This window comes from Winogradskyella aurantia (assembly GCF_002266855.1).
Lineage (GTDB): Bacteria > Bacteroidota > Bacteroidia > Flavobacteriales > Flavobacteriaceae > Winogradskyella > Winogradskyella aurantia.
The window spans coordinates 678576-697827 of sequence record NZ_NGJN01000001.1 but is presented as its reverse complement, the minus strand read 5'-3'; the positions used below and the strand labels follow the sequence as shown (position 1 = coordinate 697827).

At 38.3% G+C, this 19252-nt stretch carries 14 protein-coding genes and 1 tRNA gene; 2 read left to right on the top strand and 13 right to left on the bottom strand.

Annotated features, from left to right (window positions below):
- Positions 1–3: 3 nt before the first annotated feature.
- The 9 genes from ruvB to CA834_RS03095 form a co-directional block, all read right to left on the bottom strand.
- Positions 4–1026 (bottom strand): Holliday junction branch migration DNA helicase RuvB, encoded by a 1023-nt coding sequence (gene ruvB / locus CA834_RS03135; protein ID WP_094967192.1) that lies wholly within the window; start codon positions 1024–1026, stop codon positions 4–6.
- Between the two features lie 167 nt (positions 1027–1193).
- Positions 1194–2990 carry a cytochrome c oxidase subunit I gene (locus CA834_RS03130; protein WP_094967191.1) on the bottom strand — a complete coding sequence of 599 codons (1797 nt, stop codon included), beginning with the start codon at positions 2988–2990 and terminating at the stop codon, positions 1194–1196.
- A gap of 35 nt (positions 2991–3025) precedes the next feature.
- On the bottom strand, positions 3026–4087 hold the full coding sequence (locus CA834_RS03125; protein ID WP_094967190.1) for a cytochrome c oxidase subunit II: 1062 nt from the start codon (positions 4085–4087) through the stop codon (positions 3026–3028).
- Positions 4088–4114: 27 nt separating this feature from the next.
- The gene (locus tag CA834_RS03120) at positions 4115–5482 is read right to left on the bottom strand and encodes a quinol:cytochrome C oxidoreductase (protein WP_094967189.1); all 1368 of its coding nucleotides are present in this window, start codon (positions 5480–5482) and stop codon (positions 4115–4117) included.
- A gap of 22 nt (positions 5483–5504) precedes the next feature.
- Positions 5505–6065, bottom strand: coding sequence for a c-type cytochrome (locus CA834_RS03115; RefSeq protein ID WP_240507423.1), 561 nt, complete (start codon positions 6063–6065; stop codon positions 5505–5507).
- A 1-nt stretch (position 6066) separates the two neighbouring features.
- The gene (locus tag CA834_RS03110; protein WP_094967187.1) at positions 6067–6606 is read right to left on the bottom strand and encodes a DUF3341 domain-containing protein; all 540 of its coding nucleotides are present in this window, start codon (positions 6604–6606) and stop codon (positions 6067–6069) included.
- A gap of 8 nt (positions 6607–6614) precedes the next feature.
- Positions 6615–8354 (bottom strand): NrfD/PsrC family molybdoenzyme membrane anchor subunit, encoded by a 1740-nt coding sequence (gene nrfD / locus CA834_RS03105; RefSeq protein ID WP_094967186.1) that lies wholly within the window; start codon positions 8352–8354, stop codon positions 6615–6617.
- A 28-nt stretch (positions 8355–8382) separates the two neighbouring features.
- Positions 8383–11496 carry a TAT-variant-translocated molybdopterin oxidoreductase gene (locus CA834_RS03100; RefSeq protein WP_094967185.1) on the bottom strand — a complete coding sequence of 1038 codons (3114 nt, stop codon included), beginning with the start codon at positions 11494–11496 and terminating at the stop codon, positions 8383–8385.
- A gap of 28 nt (positions 11497–11524) precedes the next feature.
- On the bottom strand, positions 11525–12820 hold the full coding sequence (locus CA834_RS03095) for a c-type cytochrome (RefSeq protein ID WP_094967184.1): 1296 nt from the start codon (positions 12818–12820) through the stop codon (positions 11525–11527).
- A 298-nt stretch (positions 12821–13118) separates the two neighbouring features.
- On the opposite strand from CA834_RS03095, the gene CA834_RS03090 reads away from it, so the two are divergent.
- On the top strand, positions 13119–13502 hold the full coding sequence (locus tag CA834_RS03090; RefSeq protein ID WP_094967183.1) for an SPOR domain-containing protein: 384 nt from the start codon (positions 13119–13121) through the stop codon (positions 13500–13502).
- Between the two features lie 63 nt (positions 13503–13565).
- Here the strand turns inward: CA834_RS03090 and infB are convergent, their stop codons facing one another.
- The 3 genes from infB to rimP all read right to left on the bottom strand — a co-directional run bounded on the left by infB (position 13566) and on the right by rimP (position 18009).
- Positions 13566–16226 carry a translation initiation factor IF-2 gene (infB, locus tag CA834_RS03085; protein WP_094967182.1) on the bottom strand — a complete coding sequence of 887 codons (2661 nt, stop codon included), beginning with the start codon at positions 16224–16226 and terminating at the stop codon, positions 13566–13568.
- A 72-nt stretch (positions 16227–16298) separates the two neighbouring features.
- Positions 16299–17531 carry a transcription termination factor NusA gene (gene nusA / locus CA834_RS03080; RefSeq protein ID WP_094967181.1) on the bottom strand — a complete coding sequence of 411 codons (1233 nt, stop codon included), beginning with the start codon at positions 17529–17531 and terminating at the stop codon, positions 16299–16301.
- A 13-nt stretch (positions 17532–17544) separates the two neighbouring features.
- The gene (gene rimP / locus CA834_RS03075) at positions 17545–18009 is read right to left on the bottom strand and encodes a ribosome assembly cofactor RimP (RefSeq protein ID WP_094967180.1); all 465 of its coding nucleotides are present in this window, start codon (positions 18007–18009) and stop codon (positions 17545–17547) included.
- A gap of 153 nt (positions 18010–18162) precedes the next feature.
- On the opposite strand from rimP, the gene CA834_RS03070 reads away from it, so the two are divergent.
- Positions 18163–18987 carry a universal stress protein gene (locus tag CA834_RS03070; RefSeq protein WP_094967179.1) on the top strand — a complete coding sequence of 275 codons (825 nt, stop codon included), beginning with the start codon at positions 18163–18165 and terminating at the stop codon, positions 18985–18987.
- 157 nt (positions 18988–19144) lie between these two features.
- On the opposite strand, the gene CA834_RS03065 is transcribed toward CA834_RS03070, so the two are convergent.
- A tRNA-Gln gene (locus CA834_RS03065) sits at positions 19145–19217 on the bottom strand.
- Between the last annotated feature and the right edge of the window lie 35 nt (positions 19218–19252).

The following is a 19252-nucleotide window of genomic DNA, read 5'->3' as shown; positions in this document are numbered from 1 at the left end:
TTGCTAGAACAAACCACCTTGTGTTGGTCCCTTTATTTTTCCTAAATGTTTATAGGCCTGTTCCGTAACTTCACGGCCACGAGGTGTACGCATAATAAAACCTTGCTGAATTAAAAAGGGTTCATAAACTTCTTCAATAGTCTCTGAACTTTCACTCACAGCCGTTGCCAAAGTTGTTATACCCACAGGGCCACCTTTAAACTTCTCTATAATTGTGGAAAGGATTTTATTGTCCATTTCATCTAAGCCGTGGGCGTCTACGTTTAGGGCCTCCAAGGCAAACTTCGCTATTTTGATATCAATATTTCCGTTCCCCTTTATTTGGGCAAAATCCCTAACCCGTCTCAATAAGGCATTTGCAATTCGGGGTGTTCCTCGGCTTCGACCTGCAATTTCAATAGCAGCTTCCATAGTAATAGGCACCTTTAAAATGGTTGCACTCCGCTGTACGATGCTTGTGAGTAAATCCGTTTTATAATATTGAAGTCGGCTACTGATACCAAAACGGGCTCGCATAGGTGCGGTTAACAATCCTGAGCGTGTTGTGGCCCCTACTAATGTAAAGGGATTTAAATTGATTTGGACCGTTCTGGCATTGGGTCCAGACTCTATCATGATATCAATTTTATAGTCTTCCATGGCCGAGTACAGATACTCCTCTACAATTGGACTCAACCGATGAATCTCATCAATAAACAGCACATCGCGATCTTCTAAATTGGTAAGCAATCCGGCCAAGTCGCCTGGCTTGTCCAAAACAGGCCCTGAGGTCACTTTAATGCCAACGTCGAGCTCATTGGCCAAAATATGGGCCAAGGTAGTTTTACCCAATCCGGGAGGCCCATGAAACAAGGTGTGGTCTAAGGCTTCATCACGAAGGTTTGCTGCTTTTACAAAAATGAGTAGGTTTTCCAATACCTGATCTTGCCCTGTAAAATCGTCAAAGCTTAAGGGTCTTAACTTCTTTTCTAAATCGCGCTCTTCTGAACTATAATTATCATTGGATGGGTCAAGATTTTCGTTCATATGTTTTTCGTGATTAAAGCTTTGAATTTATTTTTTTAGAACTTAATGCAGCCCTATGCTTACATTCAAGGTAACAGTAGACAATAACTAAAGCTTTAAAACAAATATAAAGAAAAAGCCTCTCTAAACTAGAAAGGCTTTTTTATAATTTAACTGATTTATCAATGCTAATGATTGAGTTCTTCCTCACCCTCTTTCATTGGCACGTTTTGGGGCACAAAGTCTTCATCATGACCTGGTTTACTGTAGTCATAAGACCATCTGTAAACATGAGGAATTGCTCCTGGCCAATTTCCATGCATGTGCTTAACAGGTGCCGTCCATTCCAATGTATTGGAACGCCATGGATTCTGCTCTGCTTTCTTACCGTAGAAAATACTACTAAAGAAATTATATAAGAACACCAACTGCACTATACCCGCAACTAAGGCGAACATGGTTATAACCGCTTGTGCATTAGTGGTATCATCAAACAATGGGAAGTTGGAATTAGTATAATAGCGTCTTGGAAGTCCTGCCATCCCTATAAAATGCATTGGGAAGAATACCCCATAGGCGCATATTGCAGTTACCCAGAAATGTAAGTATCCAAGATTTTTATTCATCATACGTCCAAACATTCTTGGGAACCAATGATAGATACCGGCAAACACCCCATATAATGCTGAGATACCCATTACTAAATGGAAGTGTGCTACAACGAAATAGGTATCGTGCACATTAATATCTAAGGCACTATCACCAAGTATAATCCCTGTTAATCCACCCGTGATGAATGTAGAGACTAATCCAATAGAAAATAGCATAGCCGGATTCATTTGCAGATTACCCTTCCATAAGGTCGTAATATAGTTGAATGCCTTAACCGCGGAAGGAATTGCAATTAATAGGGTTGTAAAGGTAAATACAGACCCTAAGAATGGATTCATTCCTGAAATAAACATATGGTGACCCCAAACTATTGTGGATAAAAACGCAATTGCTAATATAGAAGCAACCATGGCACGATATCCAAAAATAGGCTTACGCGAATTGGTAGCAATAATTTCAGAAGTTATACCTAAAGCTGGCAGTAATACGATATAGACCTCAGGATGACCTAAGAACCAGAATAAGTGTTCAAATAATACTGGAGATCCACCTTGGTAATGTAATACTTCACCTTGAATAAATATATCCGACAAGAAGAACGATGTACCGAAGCTTCGGTCCATTATTAATAACAATGCTGCTGATAACAATACTGGGAACGAGATAACACCAATAATAGCTGTTACGAAGAAGGCCCAGATGGTTAAAGGCAATCTTGTCATTGACATTCCCTTTGTACGTAAGTTTATAACTGTCACAATATAATTTAGTGAGCCCAACAGTGAAGATGCAATGAATATAGCCATGGACACTAACCAAAGTGTCATACCCATACCCGATCCACCTTGCGCCATCGGTAATGCCGATAAGGGTGGATAAATGGTCCAACCCGCTGCTGCCGGTCCTGCTTCAACAAAGAATGACAGTATCATGATGACACATGATACAAAAAACAACCAATACGACACCATATTAAGGAAACCTGAAGCCATATCCCGTGCTCCAATTTGTAATGGAATTAATAAATTACTAAAGGTTCCACTTAGTCCTGCCGTTAACACAAAGAATACCATTATTGTTCCGTGAATGGTAACTAATGCCAAATAAATATCGGCATCCATGACACCTCCCGGAGCCCATTTTCCTAATAAAGTTTCAAATATTACATTTGGTTGTTCTGGCCATGCTATCTGCATACGTATCATTAGAGACATTAAAATCCCAATAATACCCATAATAAGTACCCCCGTAATAAGGTACTGCTTGGCAATCATTTTGTGGTCTTGACTAAAGATATACTTGGTTACAAATGTCTCTTTGTGATGATGTACATCGTGCTCGTCGTGACCGTGTGTTTCTGCTACTGCTGACATAATCTTTTAATCTTTTTCTTTAAAACAATTTTTTTTTATTCTATCAATGAATTAGCAAATTTAGTTTGCTCTTTCATCCAAGCGTCGAACTCTTCTTGAGTTTCGACAATGATTTTCATTTGCATATTGTAATGCGATTTTCCACAAATCTTATTACAAAGCAAAAGGTAGTCGAATTCATATAATAAATCCTGACCAGCTTCTTCAATTTCTACTTTTCTTTCTTGTCTAAGTTCGTTAATATTTTTGACTTTTTCAACTATATCAGGATTCTGTCTCATTTCTTCGGTTGTGACCGTGGGTGTAAATGAGAATTGAGTTACCATACCAGGAACACAGTTCATCTGAGCTCTAAAGTGTGGCATGTAGGCAGAGTGCAATACATCCTGAGAGCGCATCTTAAATAAAACCGGCCTTCCTTTTGGTAAGTGTAACTCTGTTACTATAATATCATCTTGAGCATTTGGGTCGTTCTCATCTACACCTAAAATGTTAGCTCTATCGATATCAATTAATCTCACATTAGCTTTACCTAGAACATTATCTTCTCCCGAATATCTGGCTTTCCAGTTAAATTGCTGTGCGTATAATTCAATGACCATTGGATCTTCCTCTTCATCAATCCCCATAATATCATTCCAAGTAAATAATCCGTAAATGATTAAACCTGCCAATACTATAACCGGAATTATGGTCCAAATAAACTCTAGCGTATTATTATCTGCATAAAACAATGCTTTTTTACCCTTTTCTCCTTTGTATTTAAAGGCAAAATAATGAAGTAAGAATTGCGTTACGATTTGAACGATAAATATGACTACCATAGAGATAATCATTAAATTATCAATACCTGACCCATGATCTGAGGCTGAATTGGATACTAATGGTAAATCACCAAGATACATAAAGCTTGCGATGGTAATGGCATAGATGAATACCAAAAAGCCCATCATTAAATATCCATTGACCCTGTTATCCTTATCATCGGCTATTTGATTATTTGATGCTCCTACTTGAGCTAAATCAAAAATCTTCACCATTTGCCACATGGCAACAGCTACAAAAAGTACAATTATAAATGTTAATAAAGCAGTCATTATTGTTTCAGTTCGTTTATAAAATTTTTAGTAGTGGAAATATTTACTTTCCTTCATCAATGGGTTTCCTTTAGCCAATAACGGCGCTTTTCCTAAGGCCGTAAAGACGATCAATAAAAATAAGCCACCAAATAATAGGATAGACCCAATCTCAGGAATACCTATATACCATCTATCAACTACAGTTGCTGGCATAATCATATTAAACACATCTAGATAGTGACCACAAAGAATCACAATTCCGGCCATTACTACAAACCATGGAATGCGTTTATAATCGCTATTCATTAGGAGTAATAATGGAAATACAAAGTTCATTACAACCATTCCAAAAAATGGAAGTTTGTAATATTCAATTCTGGTAATATAATAAGTTACCTCTTCTGGTATATTAGAGTACCAGATTAACATAAATTGCGAAAACCACAAATACGTCCAGAAGATACTAATACCAAACATAAACTTAGCCAAATCGTGAATATGGCTATCATTTACAAATTCTAATAAACCTTTAGATTTTAAGTAAATGGTTATCATAGCTATAACAGTTATACCACTTACAAACATACTGGCAAACACATACCATCCAAATAAGGTACTAAACCAATGTGGATCAACACTCATTACCCATAGCCAGGAGACTATAGACTCGGTTACAATGTAAAATACTAAAAATCCTGCAGACCATCTAAATGCTTTCTTAAAATAGGAATTGTTGTCTGAGCTATCCTGAGCCAATGAAAACTTACGGACTAAATAGCGATAGGCACTCCATCCAAAAATAAAGAACAAGCTTAAGCCTATAAATACCCCTTTATTTAAAAAACCTGATTTTCCTTGTATTAATTTGTCGTGGGCCACAACTTCTGGGTCCATCCAAACAAATAAATGCTTATCTGCGAACAGCGCTATAGCCAATACGATTAAAGCACCAGGCAAAACATAAGCCGTAATGGCTTCCATAACCCTAAATAACACTGGTGACCATCCTGCCTGTGCCGCGTATTGTATGGCGTAAAAAGCCAATACACCTAAGGCAATCATAAAGAAAAAGAAAGCAGCCACATATAAGGCAGCATAAGGCCTGTTGTGTATTTGATGAAGTACATGCTCTTCATGGCTCATCTCATGGCCTTCGGCATGAGCTTCCTCTGCCTGACCAGCATTGGCATGAGTCATGGTATCATGACTTGCCTCTTCGGAATGACCAGCAGTACCGTGTGCCTCACCAGCATGTTCACCACCATGGCCATCCTCATTTGCCAAAAGTACTTTTACATCCTCTACTGTCTTGTATTGATGTGACTCGTAGAAGCCGTATGCAACACCTAACAGTCCAAGAACCACACAAATGATAGCACCTATTTTTAATCGATTTGAAATTTTATATTCCATTTATATAATCTTTATCTAAATCTTACTTTTCTAACTCTGCTTTTAGTTTTTCAACATAAGCAACAACCTGCCAACGCTCTTCCTCGTTTAATTGGTTGGCGTATGAGCCCATGGTATTTTTACCATAATAAATAACATGATAAATACTCCCTGTTGTAATCGCTCTTCCAGCATCAGCATAACTAGGTACACCTAAAATTTTCTCGCGTTTAACCAATGTACCTTGGCCAGCACCTTTATTGCCGTGACAAATACCACAGTACACCTCGTATAAAACCTTTCCTCTATCATAATCAATTTGAGTAGAGTCTAAACTGCTGGTTAAATTGGCTTTCGCCATTTCATAACCTTCATTTGTGTCTTTATAATCGTAAGGCATGAAATCGCCTCTAGGAATAGTTCCTTCTGCTGGTAATTGAGCTTCAACCCCGTTCGCAAAAGCATCGGACTCCTGATAGGCCTCATAACTTATTGGTTCGTACATATTAGGCATATATTGATAGTTCCGGCTAGTGTTCTTCTGACAGGAGAATAAAGCTAGTGCCAAAACTATTACCATACTGTATGTAAATAATGTCTTCATATTAATGTGCATCTTCGTCTTTATCAACAATTTTAATCTCAACAGCTCCAGTATCCTTTAACAAGGCCGCTAATGATTCCTCATTATCGTGAACCGGAATTTCCATCAGGAAGTGGTCATCAGTAGTTCGAGGATCGGGATTCTCTGCTTTTTTAAAAGGCCACATTCTACTTCTTAAGTAAAATGTAATTACCATTAGGTGAGCAGCAAAGAACACTGTAAGCTCAAACATTATAGGAACAAAAGCTGGCATGTTTTCCAAGTAACTAAAGCTTGGCTTACCTCCAATATCTTGTGGCCAATCTTCAATCATAATGAAATTCATCATAACGATTGCAACTGTTAAACCTACACATCCATACATAAATGATGTTATAGCAATACGCGTTGGAGCTAATCCCATTGCCTTATCTAGTCCATGGACAGGAAAAGGTGTGTAAATTTCTTCAATATGATGCTTTTCTGCCTTCACCTTTTTAACGGCTGACATCAATACATCATCATCTGTATAAATAGCATGAATTACTTTTGAAGCTTCCATAGACTACATTAGTTATTTAATAATTTTTTTGCCTGTCCTGCCCAATCATCACGCTCCGCTCTTCCAGGGAATGAATCAGTAATCGAGTCTAACAAGTCATACTCTTTCTTAGTCATCTTACTAACTTGAAGGTAGGTATATATACCTATGCTGTTCAAGACCTCCTCCAATTTAGGACCGATACCACTAATAACCTTTAAATCGTCTGCCGTTTCTTTATCAGCATCAAACTTGCCAATACCCTCAAATAAGGTATTTAATTTTTCTTCATTATCGCCTGGTAATGCCTCAGCTCTAGAAGTTGTAGAGGTAAATTCTATGGGTTTAGACGTTCTTTTGTCCGCACCCGTTCCTACTAAACTTTCACCACTTTCCCTAAGCCTTTTATAACGCTCACCAGATGACTTTAAAATGGTTTTTACTTCAGCTTGCGCTATTACAGGAAATGTACGCGCATACAATAAAAACAATACGAAGAAGAAACCTATAGTACCAATAAAAATTCCTATATCTACGAATGTTGGTGAGAACATTGTCCAAGACGATGGTAAATAATCTCTATGTAACGAGGTAACGATAATTACAAAGCGCTCAAACCACATACCAATGTTTACGACAATAGATATAAAGAAGGAGAACATAATACTTGTTCTCAATCTCTTGAACCACATAAATTGTGGTGAAAACACGTTACAAGTCATCATTGACCAATAGGCCCACCAATAAGGTCCTGTTGCTCTGTTTAAGAATGCGTATTGTTCGTACTCAACACCAGAATACCAAGCGATAAATAGCTCCGTAATGTATGCCACACCAACAATAGAACCTGTGAGCATTATTACAATGTTCATTAGTTCTATATGTTGTACGGTAATATAATCCTCAAGGCTACATACTTTTCTCATTATGATAAGAAGTGTATTCACCATTGCAAATCCTGAAAAAATAGCTCCTGCCACAAAGTAAGGTGGGAAAATTGTAGTGTGCCAACCCGGAATTACAGACGTGGCGAAATCAAAGGATACGATGGTGTGTACAGAGAGTACTAATGGTGTTGCCAAACCGGCCAAAACCAAGGATACTTCCTCAAAACGTTGCCAATCTTTAGCCCTACCTGACCATCCAAAACTTATTAGTGAATAGATCTTCTTTTGAAAAGGCTTAACGGCTCTATCCCTAATCATAGCAAAGTCTGGTAACAACCCTGTCCACCAAAATACTAAGGATACGGATAAATATGTTGAAATGGCAAATACATCCCATAGCAAAGGTGAGTTGAAGTTTACCCAAAGAGAACCAAATTGATTTGGTATTGGTAATACCCAATAGGCTAACCACGGACGGCCCATATGAATGATAGGAAACAAACCTGCCTGAATTACAGAGAAAATGGTCATTGCCTCTGCCGAACGGTTAATTGCCATTCTCCATTTTTGCCGGAATAATAAAAGTACTGCAGAAATTAATGTTCCTGCGTGACCAATACCTACCCACCAAACGAAGTTAGTGATATCCCAAGCCCAGTTGACGGTTTTGTTTAAACCCCAAACACCAATACCTGTGGATATGGTATAAATAATACAACCTATTCCCCAAAGGAAGGCCACCAAAGAAATACTGAAAACAATCCACCAAGCTCTGTTGGCTTTACCTTCAACTGGCCTAGCCACATCGACAGTAACATCGTGATAAGATTTTTCTCCGGTTACTAGAGGTCTTCTAATAGGTGCTTCGTAATGAGACGCCATAATTATATAATTGATTCTTTAATTTAATTTATGCTTCAGCTGTATTTCTCACCTTTGTTTGGTAAACCACATTTGGTTTCGTCCCTACATGTTCTAGCAAGTGATACGCTCTATTATCTTCTTTTAGTTCAGCGATTTTGCTGTCCTTATCGTTAATATCTCCAAATACCATAGCACCGTTTCCACAAGCTGCTGAACAAGCGGTTTGGAACTCGCCGTCCTCTACTGGACGACCTGCTCTTTTAGCGTCTAAAATGGTTTTTTGTGTCTTCTGGATACAGAATGAGCACTTTTCCATGACACCACGAGAACGTACGGTCACGTCTGGATTCAATACCATACGGCCTAAATCATCATTCATGAAATAATCAAACTCATCATTCTTATTGTACAGGAACCAGTTGAAACGTCTAACTTTATAAGGACAGTTATTCGCACAATAACGTGTACCCACACAACGGTTGTAAGCCATATGATTTTGACCTTGACGGCTATGAACAGTGGCAGCAACTGGACAAACCGTTTCACAAGGAGCGTGATTACAATGCTGACACATGACTGGCTGGAAAGCAACCTGTGGGTTGTCGGCAGGACTCTCCATTTCTCCAAATTCACTTAACGAACTACTTAAACCGGAAATATTGTCCTTCTTCTGGTTGTCCCCTTCAAAAGAATCTTCTGAAGAATAATATCTATCTATTCGTAACCAGTGCATATCCCTACTGCGTCGCATTTCAGTTTTACCCACTACAGGTACATTGTTTTCGGCGTGACATGCAATAACACATGCGCCACAACCTGTACAAGCATTTAAATCAATGGATAAATTGAAATGATGCCCAATAGAACGATCAAAAGAATCCCAGATATCAACATCGGGTGATGTTACCGGCGTTTCTATATGATCCTTGGACACTTTAGGAATAGCATTCCAATACGATTTGTCTTTTGTGTTGAATATCTCCAGGGATGTTTCCTTAATTATATCACCTCGGCCCATTAAGGTATTGTGCAATTGAACGCATGCAAACTCATGCATCCCTGACGCTTTTTCAATTTTAACTTCTTGAACCGGATTAAAGTTATGATATAATGGGTAGGCATTTAAACCTGTCTGCATCTCTGCTTTTAGGCCAGCACTCCTTCCATAACCCAATGCCATACCAACAGTACCTTTAGCCTGACCTGGTTGTATGATAACAGGCACATTTGATACGGTTACACCATTAACTGTGACATTGACATAGCTACCATTTAAACCTCCATTTGCCACATTTTCGTTAATTAAGCCCATTGCATCAGCATCGACCTTAGAAACCGTAATGTAATTATCCCATGAGGTTCTTGTTATTGGGTCCGGAAATTCCTGAAGCCAAGGATTGTTGGCCTGTTGACCATCACCCATACCAATTTTTGGATAGAGGGTTAATTCCATTCCACTAGCTTTAGCTGAAGCTGCTAGGGCTCTAGCAGCATTACCAGTAACAGCCTCATTGGCAATACCAGTTGCTACCCCATCCAATTCATCTAATACATCAATAGCATTATTAGCCTTTACAAAAACGCCTGCCTGAACAGCTTCGTTAAACGAACTTCCTTCAAGAATATCCTCTGTCCAAATAAGCTTTATATAATCGCGATAAGTGGGTTGTGTGTTTACGGTCCATCCCATTAACACCTCCTGAAATTGTTTTGTATCAAAAAGAGGACGAATCGTTGGCTGCATTAAGCTGTAATGACCGTCCTTCATTTCAACATCCCCCCAAGACTCTAAGTAATGAGGTGTGGCTGCTATATACTGGCAATTTAAAGCTGTTTCATCTTCCTTCATACTGAATGAAATGGATAATTCTGTCTTCTTTAAACCGTCTGCAAAATCTTTTGAGTTTGGTAGAGTGTACATTGGATTGACACCTGACATTATTAAAGCGGCAATTTTGCCAGACTTCATGTCTTCTACCAATTGCATCACAGCCTTATCATTGCCGTGTCTTGTTTTAATAGTTGTTTTAGTATCAAACGCTTTACTCTTCAGATATTCATTTATCTCTAAAACAACTGTTTGAGCGTTTATATCTTGAATTCCAGTAACGACAACCGCATTACTGCCAGCCTTACTAATTTCTGAAGCCGCAGCTCTTACCGCCTTATCCAAGGACTCAGGTAAATTAGATCCTCCAACGGAGTTTCCTGTAACGTAACTGTATAATTTAGCAAGCGCCAATTTTTGTTCACTTGGCGTCATAGGCACACGCTTGTCTGCGTTAGCACCAGTTAAACTCATGTTTGACTCAAACTGAATATGTCGAGACATCTTACCATTTTGAGGAATACGGTTCTTGGCGTAACTAGACTCAAAACCTCCTCCGTGCCAGTCCGCTAAAAAATCCGCACCGACCGATACTATGGTCATCGCTTTTGAAAAATCATAATTAGCCAGAGCTCTCCTTCCGTATTTTGTCTGAAAAGCATCTAATGCAGTAGATTCTGAAATGGCGTCATAGGTAACATGACGCACGTTGGTGAACACTTCCTTAAAGTCATCAATCAAATTTCTAGTTGAAGGACTGGCATAAGTCTGTGTTAATATAGCAATCTCCTTTCCTTGAGCTTTGAGTTCATCTAATTTGGCTGAGGTTTCAGACATAAAGCTATCCCAACTAATTGCCGAACCACCTTTCATAGGGGATTTTACCCTTAAGTTATCATAAAGCCCCAAAATTGAAGCATTTACTCTTGCATTGGCCATACCGTTGGTAGTGGCGTCTGTGTTGTTTTCAATTTTAATTGGCCGACCTTCACGGGTCTTAACCAAAACACTTGCAAAATCGTACCCATCGGCAACAGTTGTTGCGTAATAATTGGCAACCCCTGGAATAATTTCCTTAGGCTGTACCACGTAAGGAATAGACTTAATTACAGGGCCTTCACAAGCAGCTAAAGACGCAGCAGCTGTGCTAAATCCTACATATTTTAAGAAATCTCGACGAGATGTTGATGACGACTCTAACGAAGACTTATCTCCCAAAAACTCATCGGTAGGGATTTCTTCTACAAACTCATTCTGTTGAAGCGTCTCAACTATAGAACTGTTTTCGTTCAGTTCTTCAACACTTTTCCAGTATTTCTTGTTTGATGACATATATCTATGAATTACTTCTAATTAATACTTAATAGTGGCACTTACCACATTCTAGTCCACCCATCTGTGCTGCAGTCAATTGGTCTACACCATACTTCTTAGATAATTCCTCATGAATTTTCGTATAGTAACCGTTATCCTGAACGTTAACATTGGTCTCCCTGTGACAATTAATACACCAGCCCATTGTTAATGGCGCATGCTGATACATAATTTCCATTTCCTCAACAGGACCATGACAGGTCTGACATTCTACACCCGCAACAGAAACATGTTGTGCGTGGTTGAAATATACTAAGTCAGGTAAGTTATGAATACGCACCCATTTCACCGGACTTGTGTTTCCTGTGTAGGATTGCGTAGATTCATCCCAACCTACAGCTTTGTATAATTTTTGAATTTCTGCATTGTAATCCACACCATACTCATTAATTCCTTCTTGCTGTGTCACCTCTGCCACCTCTCCAATAGCCTTGTGACAGTTCATACAGATGTTTAGAGATGGTATACCAGAATGCTTACTGACCCTAGCTGAAGAATGACAATACTTACAATCGATAGCATTTTCTCCAGCATGTATTCTGTGGGAATAATGTATTGGCTGCACTGGCTCGTAGCCTTGGTCAATACCTACTTGCATTAAGTAGCCGTAAACAAAGTAAGCACTCGCAAGTAAAAAGAAAACCGAAGTTACTAAAACCAAAAATTGGTTTTGTGCAAAAGCTTTCCATAATGGGATTCGTTTTTCACTCTCTTCTACAACAGGGATTCCTTTTGCTTCAGCAAAGCGATTTAAGGTACGCTTTACAATAATTAACGCCATTGCCAATAAGGCAAACAAAACTGCGAGAGCCCCTAAAATAATTTCATTTGATATTCCTGGTTCCTGAACGACTACTTGTTGCCCTGCTGCCGTATCTACAGGAGCAGGTGGTGGCGCTGCCGTATAGGCTAAAATATCTGAAATGTCTTGGTCACTTAATTGTGGAAAGGCATTCATTGCAACCTTATCCCATTCATTATAAACCTTAACCGCATAAGGGTCGCCAGATTTAATCAGGGAAGAACTGTTACGAATCCATTTATTAATCCACTCTCTATCGAGTCCTTCTTCATCATATAATCTCTGCTCTACATTGGCTAAGGCCGGGCCAGTCATTGGCTTATTTAACTTATGACAGGCGGCGCAATTAGCGTTGAATAAAGATTTACCATTTGCTGGGTCCCCCTCTTGAGCATTCAGTGAGAGCGAAAACGTAAATAATAAAATAAAACCGAAACTAAGAATGTTAGAGGTTAAATTACGGTAGATAACGTGATTCATATTTTATGTTGAATTATCTTCTGAATTTTGGTACGATTTTTCGAAAAATGATATATATCATGTTTCAAAAAACTCATGCAAAAGTAAGATATAAAGTCGATTTTAGGAATGTTGGTCAAGTGTTAATATCTAATTTATAATAATTCTAAATAAACTAAATAATCCCATAAAACGATGACTCTTCAAGCCTTTTACAGCTAGGTCGTGTATTGTTAAAATTTATTAAGATCATGTAATATGTTGAACCTAATATGCGTTTCAATGATTAAATTTACCTTTGTCATTAAATTAATTTAAGATGTCAACAAAATTTATTTCAATTATCCTTTTCTTTATTCTTTTGAGCTCAAGCCCTTCAATTTTGGCTCAGCAAGGAATTGTTACTATTGACCAAGACCGGGACATTGATAAATTATTAGAGTTCAAAAAAGACACACGGACTTTAAGGATATACAAAATTCAAGTCTATCAAAGTGTTGACCCAGACAAAGCCCAAGAAGAAAAAAGTAATTTTCTAGATATTTATGACGAGTGGCCGGTTGACATCGAATGGAACACTCCAAATTATAAGGTTTGGGTTGGTAATTTTGCCACGCGTCTCGAGGCTGACCGAGCCTTACTAAAGATTAAAAAAAATTACATGAATGCTATTATCTTTCAGCCAAAGTTAGATTTGAAATAAGCAATGCCTAAAACTAAAAAGAGCGACTTACCGTCGCTCTTTTTTTATCATTTAAAATTAAACTTACTTTAATTTCTTTTTGACCTCCACTTCTTGGAATGCCTCGATAATATCACCCTCCTTAATGTCGTTGTAATTCTTTACTTGCATACCGCAGTCGTATCCTTTGGACACTTCTTTCACGTCATCTTTAAAACGTTTCAATGAGGCCAATTCCCCTGTAAAGATAACCACACCATCGCGAATTAGTCTAACACCAGAATTTCGGTAAATTTTACCATTAGTAACCATACAACCTGCAATAGTTCCAATTTTAGAAATTTTGAACGTTTCTCTAATCTCAGCTGTACCAGTGACCTCTTCTTTTACTTCAGGAGACAACATACCTTCCATAGCGTCCTTAAGATCATTAATGGCATCATAAATAATCGAATAGGTTCTTATATCAATTTCTTCCTTATCTGCAATGGCTCTTGCATTACCTACAGGCCTTACATTAAATCCAACAATAATCGCATCTGAAGCTGAGGCCAATAACACATCACTTTCTGTGATGGCACCAACACCTTTATGAATTATATTTACCTGAATCTCTTCGGTTGATAGCTTCTGGAAAGAATCTGTTAAGGCTTCAACCGAACCATCTACATCACCTTTGAGAATAATATTTAATTCCTGGAAATCGCCTAGGGCAATACGCCTACCAATTTCATCTAGTGTGATATGACGCTGGGTTCTAACAGATTGTTCACGTTGCAATTGGGTACGCTTGGTAGCAATTTGTTTTGCTTCGCGTTCATCTTCAAACACGTTGAATTTATCTCCTGCCTGCGGTGCACCGTCTAAACCTAATATAGATACCGGTGTAGATGGACCTGCTTCCTTGATTTCATTACCTCGCTCATCGTGCATGGCTTTGACTTTACCACTATTCTTACCGGCCAACACATAATCACCAACCTTAAGGGTTCCTGCTTGTACCAAAATTGTTGATACATAACCTCTACCCTTATCCAAATAAGCTTCAACAACAGTACCACTCGCGGGTTTATCTGGATTAGCCTTTAACTCTAATAATTCTGCTTCAAGCAAAACTTTCTCTAACAGTTCTTTTACACCTGTACCAAATTTTGCTGAAATATCATGAGACTGTATTTTCCCGCCCCAATCTTCAACTAGAAGATTCATATTTGCCAAACCTTCTTTAACTTTTTCTGGATTAGCGTCTGGCTTATCTATTTTGTTTATAGCGAAAACAATAGGTACTCCTGCTGCTTGAGCATGGGAGATAGCCTCTTTGGTTTGAGGCATTATAGCATCGTCCGCAGCCACCACAATTATGGCAATATCGGTAACTTGTGCACCTCTAGCACGCATTGCCGTAAAAGCCTCGTGACCAGGAGTATCTAAAAACGCTATTTTTTGTCCATTGGACAATTCTACGCCGTAGGCCCCGATATGCTGGGTAATTCCACCGGATTCTCCTGCGATAACATTCTCTTCTCTTATATAATCCAATAAGGAGGTTTTACCATGGTCAACGTGACCCATCACTGTAACAATAGGTGCACGAGGCACTAAATCTTTAGGGTCGTCCTGAACCTCTTCAATAGATTCTTCTAAATCACTAGTTACAAACTCAACTTCATAACCAAATTCTTCGGCCACGATAGATAAGGTCTCTGCATCCAATCTTTGATTCATGGTTACCATCATTCCTAAGGACATACACGCAGAAATAACCTCTGTAACACCCACATCCATCATCGTTGCAACTTCACTAACCGTTACAAACTCAGTTACCTTAAGAACTTTACTTTCAGCAGCTTCTGCCTGTAGTTCCTTTTCTGACTGTTCTCTGTGCTGGTCCCTTTTTTCTCTACGATACTTGGCTCCTTTACCTTTGCTTGACTTCCCTTGAAGTTTTTCTAACGTTTCACGAATTTGTTTTTGTACATCTTCTTCGCTAGGCTCTTCCTTGACACCTTTAGACCTAGCGCTTCCTCTGCCTCTTTGTTGTCTATTGTCATAATTGGGTTTGCCCGAATCACCCCCTGCTTTACTAATACGGCGTCTTTTACGCTTATTTGTACTAGTGTCTTTTTTAGGTTTATCCTCCTTCTTTTTCTTAGGCTTTTCAAATTTCGTTAAATCTATTTTTTCTCCTGTAGAGGTAGGACCTGAAAGTTTTTGGTACTTTGTTTTTAAAGTTTCCTCCGCTGGCTCTGCAGTTTCTTCCTCCTTCTTTTCCTCGACCTTTTTAGGTTTCTTTTTAGCTTCTGCCTTTTTAGGTTTTTTGGATTTCTCTTCTTTAGTTTCCTTTTTATCAGCAATTTCCTTTGGTTCCTCTGCTACCTTTGGCGCAGCTTTCTTTGGTTTATCCAAATCAATCTTACCAACCGTTTTTGGCCCACTCAGGTCTGCTTTGGCCTTAACCACAGATTCTTTTACAGCTTCCTTACTTTGTTTTTCTTCAATTTCGCGTTCGCGCTGTTCGCGTAGCTCCTCCTTCTCCTTGAGTTTAGCTTCGCTAACTTCCTGGGCTTTTTCACGCTTAGTTGCATCCGTTTGGAATTCATCAGCGAGCGTATCATAAACCTCTTGCGAAATTTTTGTATTGGGGCTTTTCTCAATTTCAATGCCTTTGGATTCTAAAAAATCCACTGCACGATCTAATGAGATATTCAACTCCCTTAATACTTTATTAATTCTAATTTGAGCCATAAATTGCTTGTAATATAACTTAAAATTTTAATATCAGTTCAACTTCAAAAACCCTTGGTGCTGAACTGTTTTTTAATCTTCAAATTCTTCTTTGAGAATCTTTAAGACTTCAATTATTGTTTCTTCTTCTAAATCGGTACGTTTTACGAGGTCCTCAACATCTAATTCTATGATACTCTTAGCGGTGTCCAGTCCTACCTTACTGAACTCATCTATTATCCAGCTATCAATTTCATCACTGAATTCAGATAATTCCACATCCTCTTCGGCACCTTCCCTAAAAACATCTATTTCATAACCTGTTAATTGTCCTGCCAACCTAATGTTATGACCTCCTCTACCAATAGCTTTAGATACTTCCTCTGGTTTTAACACCACCTCTGCACGTTTGTTTTCCTCATCTAATTTTAACGAAGTAACCCTAGCTGGACTAAGTGCTCTTGTTACAAAAAGTTGAATATTATTGGTGTAATTTATTACATCAATATTTTCATTACCCAATTCGCGTACAATACCGTGAATCCTCGAGCCTTTCATTCCGACACAAGCACCTACGGGGTCAATTCTATCGTCATAAGAGTCTACTGCAACTTTCGCCTTTTCACCAGGAATACGGACTACTCTTTTTACAGTAATTAACCCATCAAACACTTCAGGAATTTCTTGCTCAAATAATTTTTCCAAGAATACAGGTGATGTTCTTGACATGATAATTGAAGGTTTACTACCCTTTAATTCCACGCTTTCAATTATTCCACGCACATTCTCGCCTTTTCTAAAGAAATCTGACGGTATTTGCTTGTCCTTAGGCAATATGATTTCGTTTCCGTCATCGTCTAATAAAATAATTGCCCTATGACGAATATGATGAACTTCCGCAGTGTATATTTCGCCTTCTAATTCCTTAAATTGTTTGTATATATTGGTATTATCGTGTTCGTGAATTTTAGAAATTAAGTTTTGTCTCAATGCTAAAATGGAGCGTCTTCCTAAATCAATCAACTTCACTTCTTCTGCAACATCCTCACCTACTTCAAAATCAGGTTCTATTTTTTGCGCCTCAGACAACTCTATCTCTTGGTTAGGATCCTCTACTTCACCATCTGCAACAACCACACGATTTCTCCAAATTTCAAGGTCACCTTTGTCTGGATTTATAATGATATCAAAATTATCGTCATCTCCATATTTCTTCTTCAATGCATTACGCAAGACATCTTCGAGAATCGCCATCAGCGTAACTCTATCTATTAATTTATCATCCTTAAATTCCGAAAATGATTCAATTAACGCTACATTTTCCATAATTGTTTTTGAATTAAAATTTTATTTTAACTTTTGCTTCCTTAATTTGATCAAAAGCAACTTCTGCTTCTTTCATTACGGTTATTTTACCCTTTCCAACTGGTTTAGGTTCCCTTGTTTTCCACTTCAACACTATACCATCATCATTCACAGTATCCAGCATGCCTTCATAGTTTTTGTCATCTTGGGTTTTTACCTCAAGACTTCTTCCTATATGCTTATGATACTGTCGCGGAAACTGCAGTGGAGCCGTTGCTCCTGCCGATAGGACCTCAATAGAAAAATCATATTCATCTCTATCTATGTTATGCTCTATAGCCCTGCTTATGAACATACAGTCCTCCACCAATACACCGCTATCGCCATCAATAACTATGGAGATAGCATTATCTGCAGAAAGATTAAAGTCTATAAGAAATAAATCCTCTCTTTCCTTCAGCGCCTTTTGCAATAAATCCTCTACAATTTCCCTGATCATTTGTTGATATAAAAAGAGAGGACTCTATGTCCTCTCGCCTATTCATTTTCGTAAATAACGTTGCAAATATACAACTTAATAATAATTCTCACAAGCCAAGAAGAAGTAGATTTATTTTCTTAAATTTATGTGACTAACCTTAAACCAACACAAATGTATCGAATCCTCGTTCCTACAGATTTTTCAGAACAGGCTGAAAATGCCCTAAAGGTTGCCGCCATGCTTGCCAAAAAGTTTGAGGCTGAAATATACCTTTTGCATATGCTTGAAATCCCCATGCAACAAATAGATCCTATCAACGCCCATAGCGATGTTCCTGAGGCTTTGTTTTTTATGCAGTTGGCACATAGGAAGTTTGAGGACTTAATGGATCAAGATTTTTTAGAGGGTATTCAAGTACACGAAACAGTAAAAGCTGATATAAGCTTCAATGAAATTAAGGAAGCTTGCAATGAATTTGAAATTGACTTAATCGTTATGGGGTCTCATGGCGCTTCTGGAATCATGGAGGTATTTGTGGGTTCTAATGCTGAAAAAGTAGTGCGGACTTCGGATGTGCCTGTGCTTGTGATTAAAAACGAGCATCATTCGTTTAATATCAAAAACTTTGTATTTGCATCAGATTTCAAAAACGACAATAGAAAAACCTATGAACAAGCCGTAAAGTTTGCCAAAGCTTTTGATGCTAAAATACATTTACTGATGGTGAACACTGCTAATAAATTTATAACCACCTATGAAGCCAACGCCCGCATTAATGATTTTATTTCGGGCCAATCTTTTGATAATTATACTATAACCGTGCATAATGACATTACCATTGAACAAGGTATTTTAAACTTTTCAAAGGATATAGATGCTGACTTAATTGGTATAAGCACTCATGGAAGGCAAGGTATAGCCCATTTTTTAAACGGAAGCATTAGCGAAGACTTAGTGAATCACGCAAAGCGACCTGTCATAACTTTCAAGATTTAACAGTCGAAACCTCACAAATAAGCTTATTTCACAACCAATCCGATTTTTTAAACCTCCTAGTACCTGAGTCAGGTCTACTGAATATAAGCTGTCCGCTCTCTCTTTCCAGACAAAAAAAGAAAATCCTGAACGTGTAATGTTCAGGATTTAAACTTCGTTGGCCCACTAGGGCTCGAACCTAGACTCTTCTGGACCAAAACCAGACGTGTTGCCAGTTACACCATGGGCCAATCTCTCAAATTGAGGCTGCAAATTTAAAACAAAG